The 20,633-nt window shown below is 34.9% G+C and carries 16 protein-coding genes; 13 read left to right on the top strand and 3 right to left on the bottom strand.

Features of this window, described 5'->3' with window-relative positions; translation table 11 throughout:
- Nucleotides 1-6 precede the first annotated feature (6 nt).
- Nucleotides 7-768: a threonine/serine exporter family protein gene (locus NGI30_RS08065; protein WP_251519115.1), complete on the bottom strand. Its 762-nt coding sequence runs from the start codon at nucleotides 766-768 to the stop codon at nucleotides 7-9.
- 246 nt (nucleotides 769-1,014) lie between these two features.
- Entirely contained in the window at nucleotides 1,015-2,085 is a 1,071-nt protein-coding gene (gene gdpS, locus NGI30_RS08060; protein ID WP_251943283.1) for a GGDEF domain-containing protein GdpS, read from the bottom strand.
- Between the two features lie 370 nt (nucleotides 2,086-2,455).
- On the opposite strand from gdpS, the gene NGI30_RS08055 reads away from it, so the two are divergent.
- Nucleotides 2,456-3,505, top strand: coding sequence for a glycosyltransferase family 4 protein (locus NGI30_RS08055; RefSeq protein ID WP_251519122.1), 1,050 nt, complete (start codon nucleotides 2,456-2,458; stop codon nucleotides 3,503-3,505).
- A 223-nt stretch (nucleotides 3,506-3,728) separates the two neighbouring features.
- Here the strand turns inward: NGI30_RS08055 and NGI30_RS08050 are convergent, their stop codons facing one another.
- A complete protein-coding gene (locus tag NGI30_RS08050; RefSeq protein ID WP_251519125.1) occupies nucleotides 3,729-4,370 on the bottom strand; it encodes a YigZ family protein in 642 nt (213 codons plus the stop codon).
- Nucleotides 4,371-4,539: 169 nt separating this feature from the next.
- Between NGI30_RS08050 and fakB1 the strand changes: the two genes are divergently transcribed.
- From fakB1 to lgt, 12 genes are all read left to right on the top strand, one after another.
- Entirely contained in the window at nucleotides 4,540-5,403 is an 864-nt protein-coding gene (gene fakB1 / locus NGI30_RS08045; protein WP_251943281.1) for a fatty acid kinase binding subunit FakB1, read from the top strand.
- Nucleotides 5,404-5,489: 86 nt separating this feature from the next.
- Nucleotides 5,490-6,794 carry a DEAD/DEAH box helicase family protein gene (locus NGI30_RS08040; RefSeq protein ID WP_502960380.1) on the top strand — a complete coding sequence of 435 codons (1,305 nt, stop codon included), beginning with the start codon at nucleotides 5,490-5,492 and terminating at the stop codon, nucleotides 6,792-6,794.
- Nucleotides 6,787-7,461, top strand: a complete 675-nt coding sequence (locus tag NGI30_RS08035; RefSeq protein ID WP_251943277.1) for a ComF family protein — start codon at nucleotides 6,787-6,789, stop codon at nucleotides 7,459-7,461. The genes NGI30_RS08040 and NGI30_RS08035 overlap by 8 nt, the downstream gene beginning before the upstream one ends.
- 65 nt (nucleotides 7,462-7,526) lie before the next feature.
- Entirely contained in the window at nucleotides 7,527-8,099 is a 573-nt protein-coding gene (hpf, locus tag NGI30_RS08030) for a ribosome hibernation-promoting factor, HPF/YfiA family (protein WP_251943275.1), read from the top strand.
- A gap of 278 nt (nucleotides 8,100-8,377) precedes the next feature.
- Nucleotides 8,378-10,915, top strand: a complete 2,538-nt coding sequence (gene secA / locus NGI30_RS08025; protein ID WP_251519139.1) for a preprotein translocase subunit SecA — start codon at nucleotides 8,378-8,380, stop codon at nucleotides 10,913-10,915.
- A gap of 397 nt (nucleotides 10,916-11,312) precedes the next feature.
- Nucleotides 11,313-12,426 (top strand): peptide chain release factor 2 gene (gene prfB, locus NGI30_RS08020; RefSeq protein WP_251519183.1). Its coding sequence is split into 2 segments (ribosomal slippage): nucleotides 11,313-11,384 and nucleotides 11,386-12,426, totalling 1,113 coding nucleotides; the frame shifts between segments, so codons are not numbered across the junction.
- Nucleotides 12,427-12,586: 160 nt separating this feature from the next.
- Nucleotides 12,587-13,228: a YfbR-like 5'-deoxynucleotidase gene (locus NGI30_RS08015; RefSeq protein ID WP_251519210.1), complete on the top strand. Its 642-nt coding sequence runs from the start codon at nucleotides 12,587-12,589 to the stop codon at nucleotides 13,226-13,228.
- A 5-nt stretch (nucleotides 13,229-13,233) separates the two neighbouring features.
- A complete protein-coding gene (locus NGI30_RS08010; RefSeq protein WP_251943273.1) occupies nucleotides 13,234-13,464 on the top strand; it encodes a CsbA family protein in 231 nt (76 codons plus the stop codon).
- A 274-nt stretch (nucleotides 13,465-13,738) separates the two neighbouring features.
- On the top strand, nucleotides 13,739-15,724 hold the full coding sequence (uvrB, locus tag NGI30_RS08005; protein ID WP_251943956.1) for an excinuclease ABC subunit UvrB: 1,986 nt from the start codon (nucleotides 13,739-13,741) through the stop codon (nucleotides 15,722-15,724).
- A gap of 5 nt (nucleotides 15,725-15,729) precedes the next feature.
- Nucleotides 15,730-18,558, top strand: a complete 2,829-nt coding sequence (uvrA, locus tag NGI30_RS08000; protein WP_251519215.1) for an excinuclease ABC subunit UvrA — start codon at nucleotides 15,730-15,732, stop codon at nucleotides 18,556-18,558.
- Nucleotides 18,559-18,857: 299 nt separating this feature from the next.
- The gene (gene hprK / locus NGI30_RS07995) at nucleotides 18,858-19,793 is read left to right on the top strand and encodes an HPr(Ser) kinase/phosphatase (protein ID WP_251943271.1); all 936 of its coding nucleotides are present in this window, start codon (nucleotides 18,858-18,860) and stop codon (nucleotides 19,791-19,793) included.
- A 3-nt stretch (nucleotides 19,794-19,796) separates the two neighbouring features.
- The gene (gene lgt / locus NGI30_RS07990; protein ID WP_251519219.1) at nucleotides 19,797-20,627 is read left to right on the top strand and encodes a prolipoprotein diacylglyceryl transferase; all 831 of its coding nucleotides are present in this window, start codon (nucleotides 19,797-19,799) and stop codon (nucleotides 20,625-20,627) included.
- Nucleotides 20,628-20,633 lie beyond the last annotated feature (6 nt).

The following is a 20,633-nucleotide window of genomic DNA, read 5'->3' as shown; positions in this document are numbered from 1 at the left end:
CCTTTCTTAAAATATTAATAATACTAAAGCAACACCGGCACCAATCGCAAACGCGGTAAGTGCTGCCTCGACGCCACGTGACATACCAGCAAGTAATTCGCCAGCCATTAAATCACGTATTGCATTGGTTATGAGAATACCAGGGACTAACGGCATAACCCCAGCAATGGTTATAATATTCGCATCTTGGGCCCAACCTAATTTAGTGGCACCAACAGCTAAGGTAATAACGACAGTTGCGCTTATAAATTCGGAGAAGAATTTAATTTGGATGAAACGTTGAACGAAATCAAACGTTAAGAATGCACCTGCACCAGCGATTATTGCAAAGATAAAATCTTGCATCACACCACCAAACATGAAGAGGAAGAAACCACAAGCAATCGCAGCGGCGAAGAACTTTGAAATAGATGAGAACTGTAACGAAGCGTGATGAAGATGGATGAGTTCTGTTTTCGCTTCATCGATATCGAGTTCTTTATTTGCGATTTTACGTGAGAGACTATTAGTTAATGCGATCTTCTCTAAATCCGTTGTGCGTTCACGAATTCGAATGAGTCGTGTATTCGTACGATTATTTAATGAGAAGATGATTGCTGTCGAAGTAACAAAACTATATGTATCATCTAGACCAAAACTTGCGGCGATACGATTCATTGTGTCTTCTACACGATATGTTTCGGCGCCACTCTCGAGTAATATTCTTCCAGCAATGAGAACAACATCTATTACCTTATCTTCATCGATAATAGTAATTGAATCAGACATTGACGACCCACCTCCTAAATTGATTATAGAACAATTGAAAGTTTACAGTGTACGAGTATAACTTGCAATAGTATTTTTATGTCAGTTATATTTTTTATTATATCGTAACACGTATTAATGAATCCAATATCTCTTATCTAGTGAAGGATAGGGGTTTAAATAAAAAATGAAGCCAGTTGATCTTGGTTTGATCAACTGGCTTCGCAAATTTCGGATAGTATTTATTTCAATTGTCTTACTTTGATTTTACAATTTAACGATTGGGTTAAACATTACTTTGTTTCGACCTTCATTTTTAGCCATGTGTAACATGTCATCGGCAATTTTAAAGACGGTACGTTGAGACTTGTGATCTTCTTGCGTAATGTATCCTACACCGATAGACACAGATAATTTAATGACATCATTATTTGGTAGGTGGAAAGTAGATTGGGAAACACCTTCTCGAATGCTTTCGCCTAACTTTACACATTGATCAAGTGAATAGTTATTTAAAACGATTGAGAACTCTTCGCCACCATTACGATAAATACTAAATTGTTGTGGCACATAATTTTTTAACAATTGAGCCATCTGTCTTAATACTGCATCACCGGCATTGTGGGTGTAAGAATCATTAACTTCTTTGAAACCGTCAATATCAATAAGTAACAACCCTAAACTTTCATGATTATCTTCAGCGATTTTTGTAACTTCATTTAAATGTCTGTCGAATTCTTTAACATTACCTAAACCTGTTAAATAATCGAGACGATCTTCATTTTCATAGCGATTAACGAGTGAAAAGAAATGCCAATTATCGATAAAGGTAATTGATGAAGTCACTGTTAAGATAAATGATAATGGGATGAGATAGACCACTTGCATTAATTCATAATACGGACTGATGAGCGACAATATTGCTAGGATACATAACGAAGTGGCATTAAGTATTTGAATTGCAATGGCATCAGTCTGTTTGATAAATGGACCTATGGCTCCAGAGATGATTGCAATAGCTACAAGGATCACGCTTGAAATTAATGTATAATCACCTATGAGATAATTGACTACAGAAATAATCAAAGCTGATATAACTGTATAAATTAGATTTGTATAACGACCTAAAAATAAAATAGGTACGAAAGTTAGATAAAGCGTATATTCGTTAAAAATTGAAATAGGATAAGATGATAATAATAAAGCTAGAACCGTCATTAATACGAATACATATGCTTTTGAAAATTCCATTTTTTTATTTTCTGAGTACTGTAATCTGTGAAATAAATAGATTCCAGCAACCATCACTGAGATATTATAAATAATTGCTTCAAACATTTACTTTACGCTCCTTTTAATTAAACCACTAGTTATTGTAAGTGAAAACTTACAATTTGTCATCAAAATGCAAAAATAATTTCATTATAATTCACAATGATTTCATGTTAAAATAGTTTTTTATTATACTAAAAACACAATTGAATTATTAAATAAAAAAATTAACGATGAATTTTTCGTATTACTTCTAATTTTTATAAATAAGTATGAATAGGAAAGAGAGAACAGTTTATGTCGAACGAAGCTGAATTTTAAAAATGGTCAGTAAGTATGATATGAAATGTGTTTGCAATCGTTTAATATTATTATATAATAAATGCTAAAAATTAAAATCAAAATAATCAAGGTTATTTTATTGAAGGTGAAACTGATGTATACATTATTATTAATTATTTACACGATGATTGTCAGTTTAATAATCACACCGTTAATCATAAAAGTTTCACATAAATTTGGGATTGTAGATAAACCCAATTTTAGAAAGGTTCATACTAAACCGATTTCAGTTTTAGGAGGGACCGTAATATTATTATCATTTTTAATAGGTATATGGCTAGGCCATCCTATTGAAACCGAGGTAAAGCCACTTATATTAGGTGGACTCATTATGTATGTCGTAGGTTTAATTGATGATATTTATGATTTACAACCAGTGTTAAAGTTAATAGGTCAAATTATTGCAGCAAGTATTGTAGTTATTTATGGCGTTTCCATTGATTTTATTTCTTTACCAATGGGTCCGACGATACACTTTGGAATTTTCAGTGTACCTATTACAATTATTTGGATTGTTGCTATTACGAATGCAATTAACTTAATTGATGGGCTAGATGGTTTAGCTTCTGGTGTGTCGGTGATTGCGTTAATGACAATCGGTTTTATAGCAATGTTACAAGCGAATATTTTTATTATTATGATTTGCTGTGTACTAATTGGAGCTTTATTAGGTTTTCTATGCTTTAATTTTCACCCGGCTAAAATTTTCTTAGGGGATAGTGGTGCATTATTAATTGGTTTTATTATTGGATTCTTATCTTTATTAGGTTTTAAGAATATTACCTTTGCATCTTTATTCTTCCCAATTGTTATTTTAGCAGTACCATTTATCGATACATTGTTTGCGATGGTAAGACGTGTGAAGAATGGTCAGCATATTATGCAAGCAGATAAGTCACATCTACATCATAAGTTACTACAATTAGGATACTCTCATCGACAAACGGTTGTGTTAATATATTCGATTGCTTTATTGTTTAGTCTTTCGAGTATCGTTTTATATTTATCACAACCATGGGGTGTACTGATGATGTTCATCCTAATCCTGATTACGATAGAGTTGATTGTGGAATTTACAGGTTTGATTGACGACAACTATCGACCTTTATTAAAGTTGATCGAAAATAAAGGTCATGAAGAATAATTTTTTTATTGTGAAAAAGTTATTAAGTATTCAAGTATTTGGGCACGCTTTCCGTGGGCACAGCCTCAGCCTGTAGTCTTCGGCACGTGCTAATCCCACGGGAGTCGGCCCAAACAGCTGTTAAGGGTGAAAATTGGATTATTTCGGTTTCGGATTGAAAGATAAAATTTTATTATAAAAGTAACTATAAAAATAACAGCACAGGATTTTAAGTCCTGTGCTGTTATTTAGTTTCTATATCGAATGGTAGGAGTAATGTATCATCTGCATTTAGTTCGTAGTTACCTGAAGTGATTCGATTTAAAAATTCAACAAATTGGTCATAATCCGTTTCTACAACATCGATTTGATAACTTACTTTATCTGTGTAAGCTTTATCACGTAATAAGTAAGGTGTGGCTTCCAATTCATAATCTAACTTGCCAGATAGATCGTAAGATACTGTTACTGTTGTTGGTAAGGCTGGTTTTAAAACGACGCGTCCTATATCATAAATAACATCGCGTACAGCACCACTATAAGCACGTATTAAACCGCCACCACCTAGTTTAATTCCACCAAAGTAACGTGTCACTACTACACATACGTTATGAATTTCTAGTTTCTTTAATACTTCTAACATCGGTACGCCTGCAGTACCACTTGGCTCACCATCGTCGTTCGCTTTTTGAATGTTCATTTGATCTCCAACTGTATATGCTGAACAATTATGGTTGGCATCACGGTATTCAGCTTTGACTTCATTTATAAAAGCTTTAGCTTCTTCTTCAGTTGTTACTGGTTTAATATGTGCAATAAAACGTGATTTACTAATAACATTTTCAATTGTATGTGCTTCTTTAATTGTGATTAATTGTTCACTCATTTTGTTGTTCACCTCTTTTATTCAGTATTGAATGAGATTGATATCGTTCGCACTGATTCATTGTAGTTCATTATACACTGTGTACATTGATATATTAAATAAAATATGAATTTTCTTTTAATTCATTATACTGTATTATAGTAGTGAGGATAATTGAGGAGGATAATATATGAAAATCGCAGTTTTGACTGATTCAACAAGTTATTTACCCCAAAACTTAATAGATAAATACGATATAAGAATTGCACCGCTTAGTGTTACGTTTGATAATGGTGATAATTATACAGAAAATGGGGCAATTTCTAGCTCGGAATTTTATGAACGTATGAAAACGTCAAAGTCCATTCCAACGACGAGTCAACCTGCAATAGGGGAGTTTATTGAACATTATGAATATTTCCGTGATCAAGGTTACACAGATGTTATAGGAATATTCTTGTCATCAGGTATTAGTGGTTGTTATCAGACAGCTACGCAAGCTGCTGATATCGTTGAAGGTATTAATATCCACACATTTGATTCTGAATTAGCTGCAATGATAGAAGGCGGGTACGTTTTACGAGCTTTAGAAATGATTGAAGAAGGTTATGAGCCTCAAGCGATTATTAATGAGTTACAATCAATGCGAGAAGTATCAGGAGCAATTTTAATGGTAGATGATTTGAAAAATCTTCAAAAAAGCGGGCGTATTTCAGGAGCACAAGCATGGATAGGTACTATGTTGAAAATGAAACCCGTGTTAAAGTTCCAAGACGGTCTCATTGTCCCAGAGGAAAAGGTACGTACTAAAAAACGTGCTTTAAAAACAATCATTGAAAAGGTTACAGAACGCGTTAAAGATTACGAAGAAGTAACGTTGTATATCGTAGAAGGTGATATTACTGAAGATAGTGATTGGTTGTATAACGAGTTACAACAAAATTATCCGCAATATCGTGTACATCGTTCTAAACTAGGTCCAGTTGTCGCTGCACATATAGGTTCAGGCGGAATGGGCTTAGGTTACACTGGTAGAAAAATTAGACTTGATTAATATATAGATAGAGATCAGTAATGACATCCGTTATTAAGAAATAAAGTAATGTTTCTAATAACAATAGATGTTGCTGATCTCTTTTTTTGGAGGAAAGTATTATAAAAAATTACGGTAAATTAATTTCAGATATTTCAACATTGACTGATGAAATCATACACACACGATCGAAAGGTGTGACCCGAGTAGATGAAAAGTGGTTCTGTGTGCAGTGTAATAATCAAAACCAACAACTATTTTATCAGTATTATTCAAGGATTCAGAAACAGCATATCGTATATTGCAGACATTGTATCAATTTAGGAAGGATGGATAACGTTTCAGATATCATCATTACGAAATCGCATCAACAACCATCCTTGGCACACTATCAACTTGATTTCGAATTAACAGATCAACAACAATTTGCATCCAATCATATATTAAAGGCACTTAAGCACTATCAGCCATTATTGCTATATGCTGTTACAGGTGCTGGGAAGACTGAAATGATCTTTGAAAGTATACAGTATGCACGGAGACGTGGTGATAATGTCGCGATAGTTTCACCACGTGTAGACGTCGTGATAGAAGTTGCGAAGCGTGTTAAAGAAGCTTTCAAGAAAGAGAATATAGATGTACTTTATCAAGGTCAAAGTCAGCAATATGATGGGCATTTTATTATTTCAACTGTACATCAACTATATCGGTATAAAGCGCATTTCGATTTCATAGTCGTAGATGAGGTAGATGCCTTTCCATTGTCAATGGATGAGAATTTAATGCAAAATATCACTTCTGCTTCAAAACCCCAACATTGTCATGTGTATATGACAGCCACGCCGCCTCGGTCCCTTGTTCAACAAATGACAGAATCTCACATCGTTAGACTTCCAGCACGTTATCATGGCTATCCACTACCTGAGCCTCGGTTTAAATATTTTAAGGTAAATTATAACAAGCCCCAACGTACATTAACGAACTACTTCAATATACAAATTCACCAACAACGATTTACCCTCGTGTTTTTCAATCATATAGACTCAATGTTAAAGATGTATAAGGTATATAAAACTCAAATCCAACACCTGGATTACGTTTATAGTGAAGATCCACTAAGGTTTGACAAAGTAGCAGCATTTAGGGAAGGAACAATTCAAATATTATTTACGACTACAATATTAGAACGTGGTTTCACTAAAGCTTGTTTGGACGTCTTAGTGTTAAATAGTCATACATTCACAAGCAGTGCGCTAGTACAAATCGCTGGTCGAGTAGGGAGAAAGATCGATGCACCTACAGGGTCTGTTATGTTTTTGCATGAAGGGATTACGTTAAAGATGATGAAAGCAAAACGCGAAATCGTGAAAATGAATCGTCTTGCTACTCAACGGGGGTGGGTTCGTGAATAGATGCTTACAATGTCATTCTGCCATTAATGAAACTTTGCACGCACGAAATCTTTTTAAAAGAAGACGAAAGCTTTGTTGTAAATGTGAATCACAATGGAAGGAAATTGGGATAAGTAAGACAAATTGCTGTCCAACTTGCTTAAAGACATTAGCTATAAAGGAAACACAGTGTTTAGATTGTCAGTTTTTAGCTCAAAAATTCAAATTAATGGATCAACTGTATTGTAATTATCGATATGATGGTGTTATGAAAGAAATCTTGCATAACTATAAATTTTTAAAAGATGTAGCGCTTAGTGAATTATTAGCATACAAATTAAAGTTACCGAAACAAGATTATCATTACAATATACCTATTCCTTCACCCATCGAACGAGATCAAATGCGTACTTTTAATCCAGTTGAAATGGTGTTGGAGCATTTAGGTGTTCGTTATCATCGGTTACTTTCTACACAGTTACGGGCAAAGCAATCTGAATTAGATAAGCTTACTCGAGCACAACAACCGAATCCATTTCACCTTATTAACGATTCTATCGATCTAGATGATAAGAACATTTTACTCATAGATGATATTTATACAACTGGATTGACGATTCATCATGCTGCGTGTAAAATATTTGTTAGAAAAATCAGAAAATTATATGTATTTACTTTTGCACGGTAGTATTAAGTGGTATGATAAGGATAAGCAATATTACCAATAAAGAGGTTTTAAAGGAGTCGATTACTATGCTTAGATTTGAAATTCACGGAGAGAACCTCACAATTACTGACGCAATTCGTAATTACATTGAGGAAAAAATTGGTAAATTAGAACGCTATTTTAATAATGTGCCAAATGCTATTGCGCACGTTAAAGTTAAAACGTATCAAAACTCTTCTACTAAGATTGAGGTAACAATTCCATTGAAGAATGTTACTTTAAGAGCGGAAGAAAGACATGATGATTTATATGCAGGTATTGATTTAATTAATAGTAAATTAGAAAGACAAGTGAGAAAGTATAAAACTCGTGTCAATAGAAAGAACCGCAATCGTCATGATCAAGAGGCATTTGCTTCATTACCAGAAGAAAATGAGGTCCCATCACTTCAAGATGAAGAGGACAATGATGACAGTGATATTGAAATCATCCGTTCAAAGAACTTCAGTTTAAAACCGATGGACTCAGAAGAAGCGGTGTTACAAATGGATTTATTAGGGCATGATTTCTTTATTTTCACAGATCGTGAAACTGATGGTACAAGCATTGTTTATAAAAGAAAAGATGGCAAATATGGATTGATTGAAACAACTGAATAGTGATTCATATGCAATGTACGTCTTAATACAGAGAATAGGCTAGGAACAATCATATGTTTCTAGCCTATTATGTTGTTAAGGTCCAAACATTTGGAAATACGTAATCAAAACATGTATATTTTAAATAAGATTATATCTAACGGAAGAATTATGGGAGATAGACGTTAGTAATAGAGTCTTAATATTAACCGTGAACTTAATAAGTGTAAATTTCACGATATAAATGATAAGATTAATTGTTGTAAGCAAAGAGTTAAAATGCTAAAGGAGCGAACAAAATGGGTTTTTTATCAAAGATTGCAGATGGCAATAAAAGAGAAATAAAACGCCTTGGTAAGTTAGCCGACAAAGTCCTTGCCCTAGAAGAGGATATGTCGATTTTAAAAGATGAAGAAATTAGAGAAAAAACAAAAGCGTTGCAACAAAAAGTACAAGCAGAAGACGACGTAAAGAAACAAAATAAAATATTAGATGAAATATTACCAGAAGCATTTGCACTTGTTCGAGAAAGTTCAAAACGTGTGTATAACATGGTACCTTTCAGAGTACAAGTTATGGGTGGTATCGCTATTCATAACGGTGACATTGCTGAAATGAGAACCGGTGAAGGTAAGACATTAACAGCGACGATGCCAACATATTTAAATGCACTTGCAGGTCGTGGTGTACACGTCATCACAGTCAACGAATATCTTGCAAGTAGTCAAAGTGAAGACATGGCACGCTTATACGAATTCCTAGGTTTATCAGTAGGTGTCAATTTAAATAGTAAGTCTACTAATGAGAAACGTGAAGCATATACACGTGATATCACTTACAGTACTAACAATGAACTTGGTTTTGATTACTTACGTGATAATATGGTGAACTATGCTGAAGAGCGTGTAATGAGACCATTACATTACGCAATCATTGACGAAGTTGACTCTATTTTAATTGACGAAGCCCGTACACCTTTAATTATTTCAGGTGAAGCAGAAAAATCGACTTCTTTATATACTCAAGCAAACGTCTTTGCAAAAATGCTTAAAAATGAAGAAGACTATAATTTAGATGAAAAGACGAAATCTGTACAATTAACAGAACAAGGTATCGATAAAGCTGAACGTATGTTTAAAATTGATAACCTTTATGACGTTAAAAATGTCGATATTATTACACATATCAATACGGCGTTACGTGCCCACGTGACACTTCAAAAAGATGTTGACTATATGGTGCATGAAGGCGAAGTACTTATCGTCGATCAATTTACAGGTCGTACTATGCCAGGTCGTCGTTTCTCAGAAGGGTTACACCAAGCGATAGAAGCTAAAGAAGGCGTTAAGATTCAAAACGAATCAAAAACGATGGCTTCTATTACATTCCAAAACTATTTCAGAATGTACAATAAACTTTCAGGAATGACAGGTACTGCTAAAACGGAAGAAGAAGAGTTTAGAAATATTTACAATATGACAGTAACTCAAATTCCGACAAATAGACCCGTACAACGTATCGATAAATCAGATATGATTTATGTTAGTCAAAAAGGTAAATTTGACGCTGTTGTGGACGAAGTTATTGAGAAACACAAACAAGGTCAACCGGTCTTACTTGGTACGGTTGCAGTTGAAACCAGTGAATATATTTCAAACCTTTTAAAGAAAAATGGTGTGAGACACAACGTACTTAACGCGAAGAACCATGAAAAAGAAGCGGATATCATCGCGGATGCTGGTCAACGTGGTGCAGTAACCATCGCGACAAACATGGCTGGTCGTGGTACGGATATTAAACTTGGTGAAGGCGTAGAAGAAATTGGCGGTCTTGCTGTTATAGGTACAGAACGACACGAATCTAGACGTATAGATGATCAGCTCCGTGGTCGTTCAGGACGTCAAGGTGATAAAGGTGATAGTAGATTCTATTTATCTTTACAAGATGAGTTGATGGTACGTTTCGGTTCAGAACGTCTACAAAGTATGATGAATCGTTTAGGTATGGACGATACGACGCCTATAGAATCTAAGATGGTATCACGTGCGGTTGAATCAGCACAAAAACGTGTTGAAGGTAACAACTTTGATGCACGTAAACGAGTACTTGAATATGATGACGTGTTACGTAAACAACGTGAAATCATTTATGGTGAACGTAATAATATTATAGACAGCGACTCAAGTAATGATCTAGTTGAATCAATGTTACGTTCAACGCTTCAACGCAGTATCTATTACTATATTAATGAAGACGAAGAAGATGCAAACTATGAACCATTTGTTAATTACGTTGAAGACGTATTCTTACATGAAGGTGAATTAAAACCATCTGAACTTAAAGGTAAAGATAATGAAGATGTGTTCGAATATGTATGGCCTAAAATTGAAACAGCATTGAAGAATCAAAAAGAAAAAATCGGCTCACAATTTGATGAGTTTGAACGTATGATTTTATTACGTTCTATTGATGATCATTGGACGGATCACATTGATACTATGGATCAGTTAAGACAAGGTATACACTTACGTTCATACGGACAACAAAATCCGCTTCGAGATTACCAAAACGAAGGTCACGAATTATTTGATACAATGATGCAAACAATCGAAGAGGACGTATCTAAATACATCTTGAAATCAGTTGTTTCTGTAGAAGAAGATGTTGAACGTGATAAATCTACTGACTTTGGTAAAGCTGAACATGTAACGAGCGGAGACGACTATGGAGAAGGTGAAGCTAAGGCAGAACCTTATGTTAAAGATGAGGATATTGGTAGAAATGATCCATGTCCTTGTGGCAGCGGTAAGAAATATAAAAATTGCCACGGTGCATAATTAATAAATTTTAAAAAGGGAGTGGGACAGAAATCGATTTTTAATAAAGATTTCGTAGTCCCACCCCGGCAAGGATGACTAGGATTGAAAAAAGCTTGATATAAGTGCATTTTCAATTCAGACATCTACTGTCAAGTTGCCAAAGAGTCTGAGACACCTATTATGTCTCAGACTCTAAATTTTTATAATGATAGTGAATTAATAGAGCTATCGAGTGAAACACGCGTATTTTAGGGATGAAACTGAAACAACTCTACTTATTTCAAACTACGGACGTTCGAACAGTATGTAAAGTTGAAAGGTGTTCCTTAACTTTTGTAAAATAGTTGTATTCATTCAAAAACAAATTAAAATAAAAGTAAATCATTGTTTATTAAGAAAATAGGAGCGATGCACTATGGAATTATCAGAAATAAAAAGAAATATAGATAGCTATCAAGAGAAGTTAGAACAACTTAGGGGGTCTCTTTGACTTAGAAGAGAAAGAGACGAACATACAAGAATATGAAGAAATGATGACAGACCCAACATTTTGGGATGATCAAGACAAAGCTCAAGATATCATTGATAAAAACAATGCTTTAAAATCAGTCGTTAATGCTTATCGTAAACTAGAAGCGGATATAGAAGATATGACTACAACGAGAGAATTATTAGTTGAAGAAAATGACGAAGATATGAAAGATGATTTAGAAGAAACAGTGGTAGCTTTCAAAGATGAGCTAGACCAGTTTGAATTACAACTATTATTAGACGGCCCTTATGATGCAAACAATGCAATCATTGAATTACACCCAGGTGCAGGTGGGACGGAATCGCAAGATTGGACGAATATGTTACTTAGAATGTATCAACGTTACTGCGAACAAAGCGGATTTAAAGTTGAAATTGCTGACTATTTACCTGGGGATGAAGCTGGCGTAAAAAGCGTAACTTTCGTCGTTAAAGGACATAATGCTTACGGTTATTTGAAAGCTGAAAAAGGTGTTCACCGACTTGTGAGAATTTCCCCATTTGATTCTTCAGGGCGTCGTCATACTTCATTCGCATCATGTGACGTTATTCCAGAATTTAATAATTCGGAAATAGAAATTGAAGTGAATTCTGACGATATTACGGTAGATACTTTTAGAGCTTCTGGGGCAGGTGGACAACACATCAACAAAACAGAATCTGCAATAAGAATTACACACCATCCTACTGGTATCGTCGTAAATAACCAAAACGAAAGATCTCAAATTAAAAACAGAGAAGCCGCAATGAAAACTTTAAAATCAAAACTTTATCAATTAAAGCTTGAAGAGCAAGAACAAGAGATGGCTGAAATTCGTGGTGAACAAAAAGAGATTGGTTGGGGAAGCCAAATTAGATCTTATGTTTTCCATCCGTATGCAATGGTTAAAGACCATAGAACGAACGAAGAAACTGCGAAAGTTGATGCAGTAATGGATGGCGAAATTGGTCCGTTTATTGAAGCGTACTTACGTAGTCAAATGGATAATAACAATTAAGTTGAGTTAGCACATAACTGAACCGTAATTGTTTTTAATGAAAGTTTTACCTCTTATAGAAATTAAAATATTCTATAATTAAATTCGAAAGACATTTTGATTATTGAATGATAATATAAAAGCAAGTAAAATCACACTAAATAATTTAGGAGGCGATGTCATGGGCGTACATCAATACTTTAAGCGTTTATCCGATTTGGAAAAGTTAATTAGGTTGCCAGGTCAATTTAAATATTTCGAACATAACGTGGCTGCACATTCTTTTAAAGTCACGAAGATTGCACAATATTTAGGTACGGTTGAAGAATATCATGGCAATAAAGTTGATTGGAAAAGTTTATATGAAAAAGCGCTTAACCATGACTTTGCCGAAATATTTACCGGTGATATCAAAACACCTGTAAAATATGCGAGTGGCGAGTTAAAGAAGCTCTTCTCACAAGTTGAGGAAGAAATGGTCAATCATTTTATTAATGAAGAGATTCCAGAACCATATCAAGCCATTTATCGTGAACGTCTGCAAGAGGGAAAAGATGACTCTTTAGAAGGGCAAATACTATCAGTAGCCGACAAAATTGATTTATTATATGAAACATTTGGTGAAATACAAAAAAGAAATCCTGAACCTCTATTCTTTGAAATTTATGAGATGTCATTAGAAACGATTATGCAATTCGATCATTTGAGCTCTGTAAATGACTTCATTGAAAATATTATTCCGGAAATGCTTACTGAAAACTTTATCCCACGCTCAGAATTAAGAGAAACGACAATGGCCATCCTAAATAAAAGAAATGAGTGAGATGTATGATTTGGTATTTACTTGCTGCATTTTTCCCTTGTATTCTTGTAGTTTCTTTTAGTGTAGTTACAAGGAACAAATGGGTTGGAACGATTTTGGCGTTAATACTCATTGGCGTTTCAGTTGAAAAAGGATTTTTCCATAGTCAGTGGATTATCTTTATTGACGTAGTGTCATTATTAGCAGGATATTTAATTATCGACCAACTCGAGTTACACAAAAAAATGGACGATTAGTTAATATATAAGTGCGAAAGTTCATTATTTATTTAGCATATTACATCATAATAAGAAACAACTTAACGCGCATAAGACAAACATGGGAATAACTATGTTTGTTTTTTATTTTCTCAAAACCAATAACGAACAAATGTTTGTATTTGTAGTGGTAAATCTGTTAAAATGTTTATCGTGAACAATTAATATAAACGAAAAGTATAAGTAATTATAGAGGATTAATGTGGGATATCGCATAGGAACGTTAATGTGAAATTTTGTAGGAGGCGTGATCATTATGGAACATTCTCCATTTAAATTAGAATCTAACTTTGAACCCCAAGGTGATCAACCTCAAGCGATTGATGAAATTGTTAAGGGTGTAGAAGAGGGGAAACGTCACCAAACATTACTCGGTGCCACAGGAACAGGTAAGACATTTACGATGAGTAATGTAATTAAACGCGTTGGAAAGCCAACTCTAATTATCGCTCATAATAAGACACTTGCAGGTCAGTTATATAGCGAGTTTAAAGAGTTCTTTCCTGAAAATCGTGTAGAGTACTTTGTGAGTTATTATGATTATTATCAACCAGAAGCATATGTACCTTCAACGGATACTTTCATAGAGAAAGATGCTTCTATTAATGACGAAATTGATCAATTGAGACACTCAGCGACAAGTGCACTGTTTGAACGTGACGATGTTATTATTATTGCTAGTGTCAGTTGTATATATGGTTTAGGTAATCCAGAAGAATATAAAGAATTAGTTGTAAGTGTTCGCGTCGGAATGGAAATGGATAGAAGTGAACTGTTAAGAAAGCTTGTCGATGTGCAATATACAAGAAATGACATTGACTTTAGACGTGGTACGTTCCGTGTACGTGGGGATGTTGTAGAAATCTTCCCGGCATCTCGTGAAGAAATGTGTATCCGAGTTGAGTTCTTCGGGGATGAAATTGATCGCATTAGAGAAGTGAACTACCTAACAGGGGGAGTATTGCGCGAACGAGATCACTTTGCTATCTTCCCAGCGTCTCACTTCGTAACACGTGATGAAAAGATGAAATTAGCAATTAAACGTATTGAAAATGAATTAGAAGAACGATTAACTGAATTACGTAACGAAAATAAATTACTTGAAGCACAACGTTTGGAGCAACGTACAAATTATGATCTTGAAATGATGCGAGAAATGGGATTTTGTTCAGGAATTGAAAATTATTCAGTACATTTAACTTTACGTCCAACAGGGTCTACGCCTTATACTTTACTTGATTATTTTGGTGATGATTGGTTAGTTATGATTGATGAATCTCACGTGACTTTACCTCAAATTAGAGGTATGTATAACGGTGACCGTGCACGTAAACAAGTCTTAGTAGATCACGGCTTCCGTTTACCAAGTGCTTTAGATAATAGACCATTGAAATTTGAAGAGTTTGAAGATAAGACGAATCAACTCGTATATGTTTCTGCTACACCTGGTCCGTATGAGTTAGAACATACTGATGAAATGGTTGAACAAATTATTCGTCCAACTGGATTATTAGATCCTAAGATTGATGTGCGACCTACAGAAAATCAAATCGATGACTTATTAAGTGAAATACAAACACGTATTGATCGTGATGAACGCGTGTTAGTGACTACACTCACTAAAAAAATGAGTGAAGATTTGACGACATATATGAAAGAAGCGGGCATCAAAGTCAATTATTTACACTCTGAAATAAAAACACTTGAACGTATTGAAATTATACGTGATTTAAGAATGGGCACATATGATGTTATCGTTGGTATTAACTTATTAAGAGAAGGTATAGATATTCCTGAAGTATCGTTAGTCGTCATCTTAGATGCTGATAAAGAAGGTTTCTTAAGATCAGAACGTTCTCTTGTACAAACGATTGGTCGTGCAGCGCGTAATAGTGGCGGGGAAGTTATCATGTATGGTGATAAAGTCACAGATTCTATGCAATATGCGATTGATGAAACGAATCGACGTCGTTCAATTCAAGAAGCATATAATGAAGAACATGGTATTACACCAATGACGATTAATAAGAAGATTCATGATGTGATTAGTGCTACAGTAGAGAGTGACGAGACAAACGAACAAGAGCAAACTGAATTACCTAAGAAAATGACGAAGAAAGAACGCGAAAAAACAATTGCAAATATAGAAAAAGAAATGAAGCAAGCAGCAAAAGATTTAGATTTCGAAAAGGCAACAGAGCTTAGAGATATGTTATTTGAATTAAAAGCAGAAGGGTGAAAAATATGAAACAACCATCCATTGTAGTTAAAGGAGCACGTGCTCATAATTTAAAAAATGTTGATATCGAAATACCGAAGAACAAAATGATTGTCATGACTGGTCTTTCAGGGTCAGGTAAATCTTCATTAGCATTCGATACGATTTACGCTGAAGGGCAACGTAGATATGTTGAATCTTTAAGTGCATATGCACGTCAATTTCTAGGACAAATGGACAAACCAGATGTAGATACTATAGAAGGTTTGTCACCAGCGATTTCAATCGATCAGAAAACGACAAGCAAAAACCCAAGATCGACGGTTGCCACAGTCACAGAGATTTATGATTATATACGTTTATTATATGCGCGTGTAGGTAAACCTATATGTCCCAATCACGGTATTGAAATCGAATCGCAAACAGTTCAACAAATGGTAGATCGTGTCTTACAATTAGAAGAACGTAGTAAGATTCAACTCTTAGCTCCTGTAGTGTCACATCGTAAAGGTTCACATGAGAAATTATTAGATGACATTAGTAAAAAAGGTTATGTGCGTGTAAGAGTTGATGGTGAAATAACAGACGTCAATGAAGTACCTGATTTAAATAAAAATAAAAATCATACGATAGAAGTTGTAGTAGATAGACTTGTAGTTAAAGATGGCATTGAAACACGTCTTGCCGACTCGATTGAAACTGGACTTAACCTAGCTGATGGCAACCTCATAGTTGATGTAATTGGAGATGAAGAGCTTAAATTCTCAGAGAATCATGCCTGTCCAATTTGTGGTTTCTCTATTGGTGAGTTAGAGCCGCGTATGTTTAGTTTCAACAGCCCGTTTGGAGCTTGTCCAACTTGTGATGGTTTAGGACAAAAACTAAAAGTAGATTTAGATTTAGTCGTTCCAGACAAAAATAAGACGTTAGATGAAGGTGCAATCGTACCGTGGGAACCTACAAGTTCTGATTTCTATCCAACTTTATTAAAACGAGTTTGTGAAGTTTATAAGATTAAAATGGACAAACCGTTTAAAAAGTTAACTGACCGCCAAAAAAATATTATTTTGTACGGTTCAAACGGTAAAGAAATTGAATTTACATTTAAACAACGTAACGGTACAACTCGCAAAAGAACGATGGAATTCGAAGGTGTAGTAAATAACATTAGTCGTCGTTATCATGAGTCGCCTTCTGAATTAGTAAGAGAAATGATGAGTAAATATATGACACAGTTACCATGTGAAACGTGTCATGGTAAACGCTTGAGTCGTGAAGCTTTATCAGTTTATGTTGCAGGTTATAATATCGGTGAAATTGTAGAGAATTCAATTAAAGATGCATTACACCAATACAAACATATTGAGCTGAAAGAACAAGATCGTAAAATCGCGACACAAATTTTAAATGAAATTATCGCACGTCTTGAGTTTTTAAATAACGTAGGTCTCGATTACTTAACACTTAATCGTGCTTCAGGTTCATTATCTGGTGGTGAAGCACAACGTATTAGACTGGCAACACAAATTGGTTCAAGATTGTCCGGTGTACTATACGTGTTAGATGAGCCTTCTATCGGGTTGCATCAACGAGACAATGACCGACTCATTAATACGTTGAAAGAGATGCGTGATTTAGGAAATACGCTTATTGTCGTTGAACACGATGACGATACGATGCGTGCAGCTGATTATTTAGTCGATGTCGGCCCAGGCGCAGGCGATCACGGTGGTGAAATCGTTGCGAGTGGTACGCCGAAACAAGTCATGCAAAATAAACAATCTCTTACAGGTCAATATTTAAGCGGTAAAAAACGCATCGAATTACCCGAAGCACGTCGTCCATTAACTGACAGACAAATTCAAATCAGAGGTGCTAAAAGTAATAACCTTAAAAATATTGATGTTGACTTCCCGCTTTCAACAATGACTGTAGTTACGGGTGTCTCAGGCTCTGGTAAGAGTACTTTAGTAAATGAAATATTATATAAGTCATTAGCTAAAGCTATTAATAAATCGAAAGTTAAGCCAGGGGATTGTGATGAAATCAAAGGCATAGATCAAATTGAGCGTATTATTGATATTGATCAGTCTCCAATCGGTCGTACACCACGTTCAAACCCTGCGACTTATACTGGCGTTTTTGACAATATTAGAGATATCTTCGCTCAAACAAACGAAGCGAAAGTGAGAGGTTATTCAAAAGGACGTTTCAGCTTTAACGTTAAAGGCGGACGTTGTGAAGCATGTAAAGGTGACGGTATTATTAAAATTGAAATGCACTTTTTACCAGATGTGTATGTACCATGTGAAGTGTGTGGCGGCTCACGTTATAACCGTGAAACATTAGAGGTTACTTATAAAGGTAAGAGTATCGCTGATGTGTTAGCAATGACTGCTGAAGATGCAACGCATTTCTTTGAAAATGTTCCGAAAATTCATCGTAAACTACAAACACTCGTTGATGTTGGTTTAGGTTATGTGACATTAGGTCAACCTGCGACCACACTTTCTGGTGGTGAAGCACAACGTGTGAAACTCGCTTCGGAATTACACAAACGTTCAACAGGTAACTCAATTTATATACTTGATGAACCAACAACAGGTCTGCATGTGGATGATATTAGTAGATTATTAAAGGTGCTAAATAAACTCGTTGAAAATGGTGATACTGTAGTCATCATCGAACATAATTTAGACGTAATTAAAATGGCAGATCATATTATAGACTTAGGACCTGAAGGTGGCGATGGTGGAGGAACGCTTGTTGCCACTGGAACGCCTGAAGCTATAGCAGATGTTCCTCATAGTTATACAGGACAATATTTAAAGCTAGTATTAGAACGTGATAAATAGAATAGAAAATAAGTATTTCCTAGGTAATAAAAAATAATGATTTCTATCGAATGTGATGGAAATCATTATTTTTTTGTGAGAAATGATGCTTCTTTAAAATAACTATGTCATATTTAATACTTGAACCCTTTAGTATAGGGAGGAGCACCTTAGCTTTAAAAATTGGAATATAGGTTATAATAAATATAATTGTGCATATAACTCCGGCTCTGATACACTTTTTAATATGGATTATTAGCGCTTTTTGATATGATGAAAGCAAGTAGTTTTGAAAGGGAATTATAAATAGAGGTGAACCTATGTTAACAACAAAGAGCTTGATCGAACGGTTTGAGTTAAGACTCGTAACTGGTGAATCAGGATTAAATAAAGCAATTAAAAATACTGATATTTCAAGACCTGGTTTGGAAATGGCTGGTTATTTCTCGCATTATGCATCTGACCGTATTCAATTATTAGGTACAACGGAATTATCATTTTATAATTTATTACCTGATGAGGAACGAAAAGGGCGTATGAGAAAGTTATGTCGTCCAGAAACCCCTGCCATTATTGTAACGCGAGATTTAGAGCCACCAACAGAACTCATTAAAGCTGCCGAGGAAAACAATACGCCTTTATTTGAGTCTTCTGCTGCAACGACGCAACTGATGAGTCGATTGACGACGTTTTTAGAACATAACTTAGCCCGTACAACATCGCTTCATGGTGTACTTGTGGATGTTTATGGTGTAGGCGTCTTGATTACGGGTGACTCTGGTATCGGTAAAAGTGAAACAGCACTCGAACTTGTTAAAAGAGGGCATCGTCTTGTTGCAGATGATAATGTTGAAATAAGTGAAATTAGTAAAGATGAATTAATAGGTAAACCACCTAAACTGATTGAACATTTATTAGAAATTAGAGGATTAGGCATTATTAATGTTATGACGTTATTTGGTGCTGGCTCTATATTGACTGAAAAACGATTACGATTGAATATACATTTAGAAAATTGGCACGAAGGTAAATTATATGATCGTGTTGGTTTAGATGAAGAGAAATTACGTATTTTAGATAATAAAATCACGAAAAAGACAATCCCAGTGAGACCAGGACGTAATGTAGCAGTGATTATTGAGGTAGCTGCCATGAATTACCGATTAAATATTATGGGTATTAATACTGCAGAAGAATTTAACGATCGGTTAAATGCTGAAATCTTACGAAATGGAAATCACAATAAGGAGAACTAACAAATGATTTTAAATTATATTGATCCAGTTGCGATTCAACTCGGTCCAATTTCAGTACGTTGGTACGGCATTATTATCGGAATTGGTATTCTCATAGGGTATTTCATCGCACAATCGAGCTTAGTCCGTTTAGGTCATGACAAAGAGAAATTAGTCGATATTATCTTTTGGAGTGCGTTCTTTGGATTTATTGTAGCGCGTATTTATTTCGTTATCTTCCAATGGCCATACTACATGCAACATCCGATTGAAATTCCGATGATTTGGCGCGGCGGTATAGCGATACATGGCGGTTTAATTGGTGGCTTTATTACAGGTGTAATCATGTGTAAGAAAAAGAATTTAAACCCATTACAAATTGGTGATGTCATTGCACCAAGTTTAATTCTAGGTCAAGGTATAGGGAGATGGGGGAACTTTATGAACCACGAAGCACATGGTGGTGAAGTTTCTAAACACGTATTAGAAAATATGCATCTTCCGAATTTCATCATTAAGAATATGTACATAGATGGACATTATTACCAACCAACATTTTTATATGAATCCATTTGGGATTTTTGTGGATTTGTCATATTATTATTTATCAGAAAGCACTTACGTGTTGGAGATACGATTTGTTTATATCTTATATGGTATTCATTAGGCAGATTTTTCGTAGAAGGCTTACGAACTGATAGTCTTATGCTATTTGGACAAATCAGAATAGCCCAATTAATGTCTATTATTTTAATCATCATAGGTATTACTGTCATCGTTCTTCGTAGAGTTAGATATAAAGCACCGCGTTATAAAGATGCAGGCGCTTTAACTTGGCCTGAAAAAGGACTGTAATAAGGA

It is taken from the genome of Staphylococcus sp. Marseille-Q5304 (genome assembly GCF_943737015.1).
GTDB lineage: Bacteria > Bacillota > Bacilli > Staphylococcales > Staphylococcaceae > Staphylococcus > Staphylococcus hsinchuensis.
Note: the sequence above shows the minus strand (reverse complement) of the source record. Positions and strands in the feature narration are given on the sequence as shown.

Bases quoted from the DNA above. Each gene is read 5' to 3' on its own strand.
- NGI30_RS08065 (WP_251519115.1), bottom strand. From the start codon at position 768: ATGTCTGATTCAATTACTATTATCGATGAAGATAAGGTAATAGATGTT.
- gdpS (WP_251943283.1), bottom strand. From the start codon at position 2,085: ATGTTTGAAGCAATTATTTATAATATCTCAGTGATGGTTGCTGGAATC.
- NGI30_RS08055 (WP_251519122.1), top strand. From the start codon at position 2,456: ATGTATACATTATTATTAATTATTTACACGATGATTGTCAGTTTAATA.
- NGI30_RS08050 (WP_251519125.1), bottom strand. From the start codon at position 4,370: ATGAGTGAACAATTAATCACAATTAAAGAAGCACATACAATTGAAAAT.
- fakB1 (WP_251943281.1), top strand. From the start codon at position 4,540: ATGAAAATCGCAGTTTTGACTGATTCAACAAGTTATTTACCCCAAAAC.
- hpf (WP_251943275.1), top strand. From the start codon at position 7,527: ATGCTTAGATTTGAAATTCACGGAGAGAACCTCACAATTACTGACGCA.
- secA (WP_251519139.1), top strand. From the start codon at position 8,378: ATGGGTTTTTTATCAAAGATTGCAGATGGCAATAAAAGAGAAATAAAA.
- NGI30_RS08015 (WP_251519210.1), top strand. From the start codon at position 12,587: ATGGGCGTACATCAATACTTTAAGCGTTTATCCGATTTGGAAAAGTTA.
- NGI30_RS08010 (WP_251943273.1), top strand. From the start codon at position 13,234: ATGATTTGGTATTTACTTGCTGCATTTTTCCCTTGTATTCTTGTAGTT.
- uvrA (WP_251519215.1), top strand. From the start codon at position 15,730: ATGAAACAACCATCCATTGTAGTTAAAGGAGCACGTGCTCATAATTTA.
- hprK (WP_251943271.1), top strand. From the start codon at position 18,858: ATGTTAACAACAAAGAGCTTGATCGAACGGTTTGAGTTAAGACTCGTA.
- lgt (WP_251519219.1), top strand. From the start codon at position 19,797: ATGATTTTAAATTATATTGATCCAGTTGCGATTCAACTCGGTCCAATT.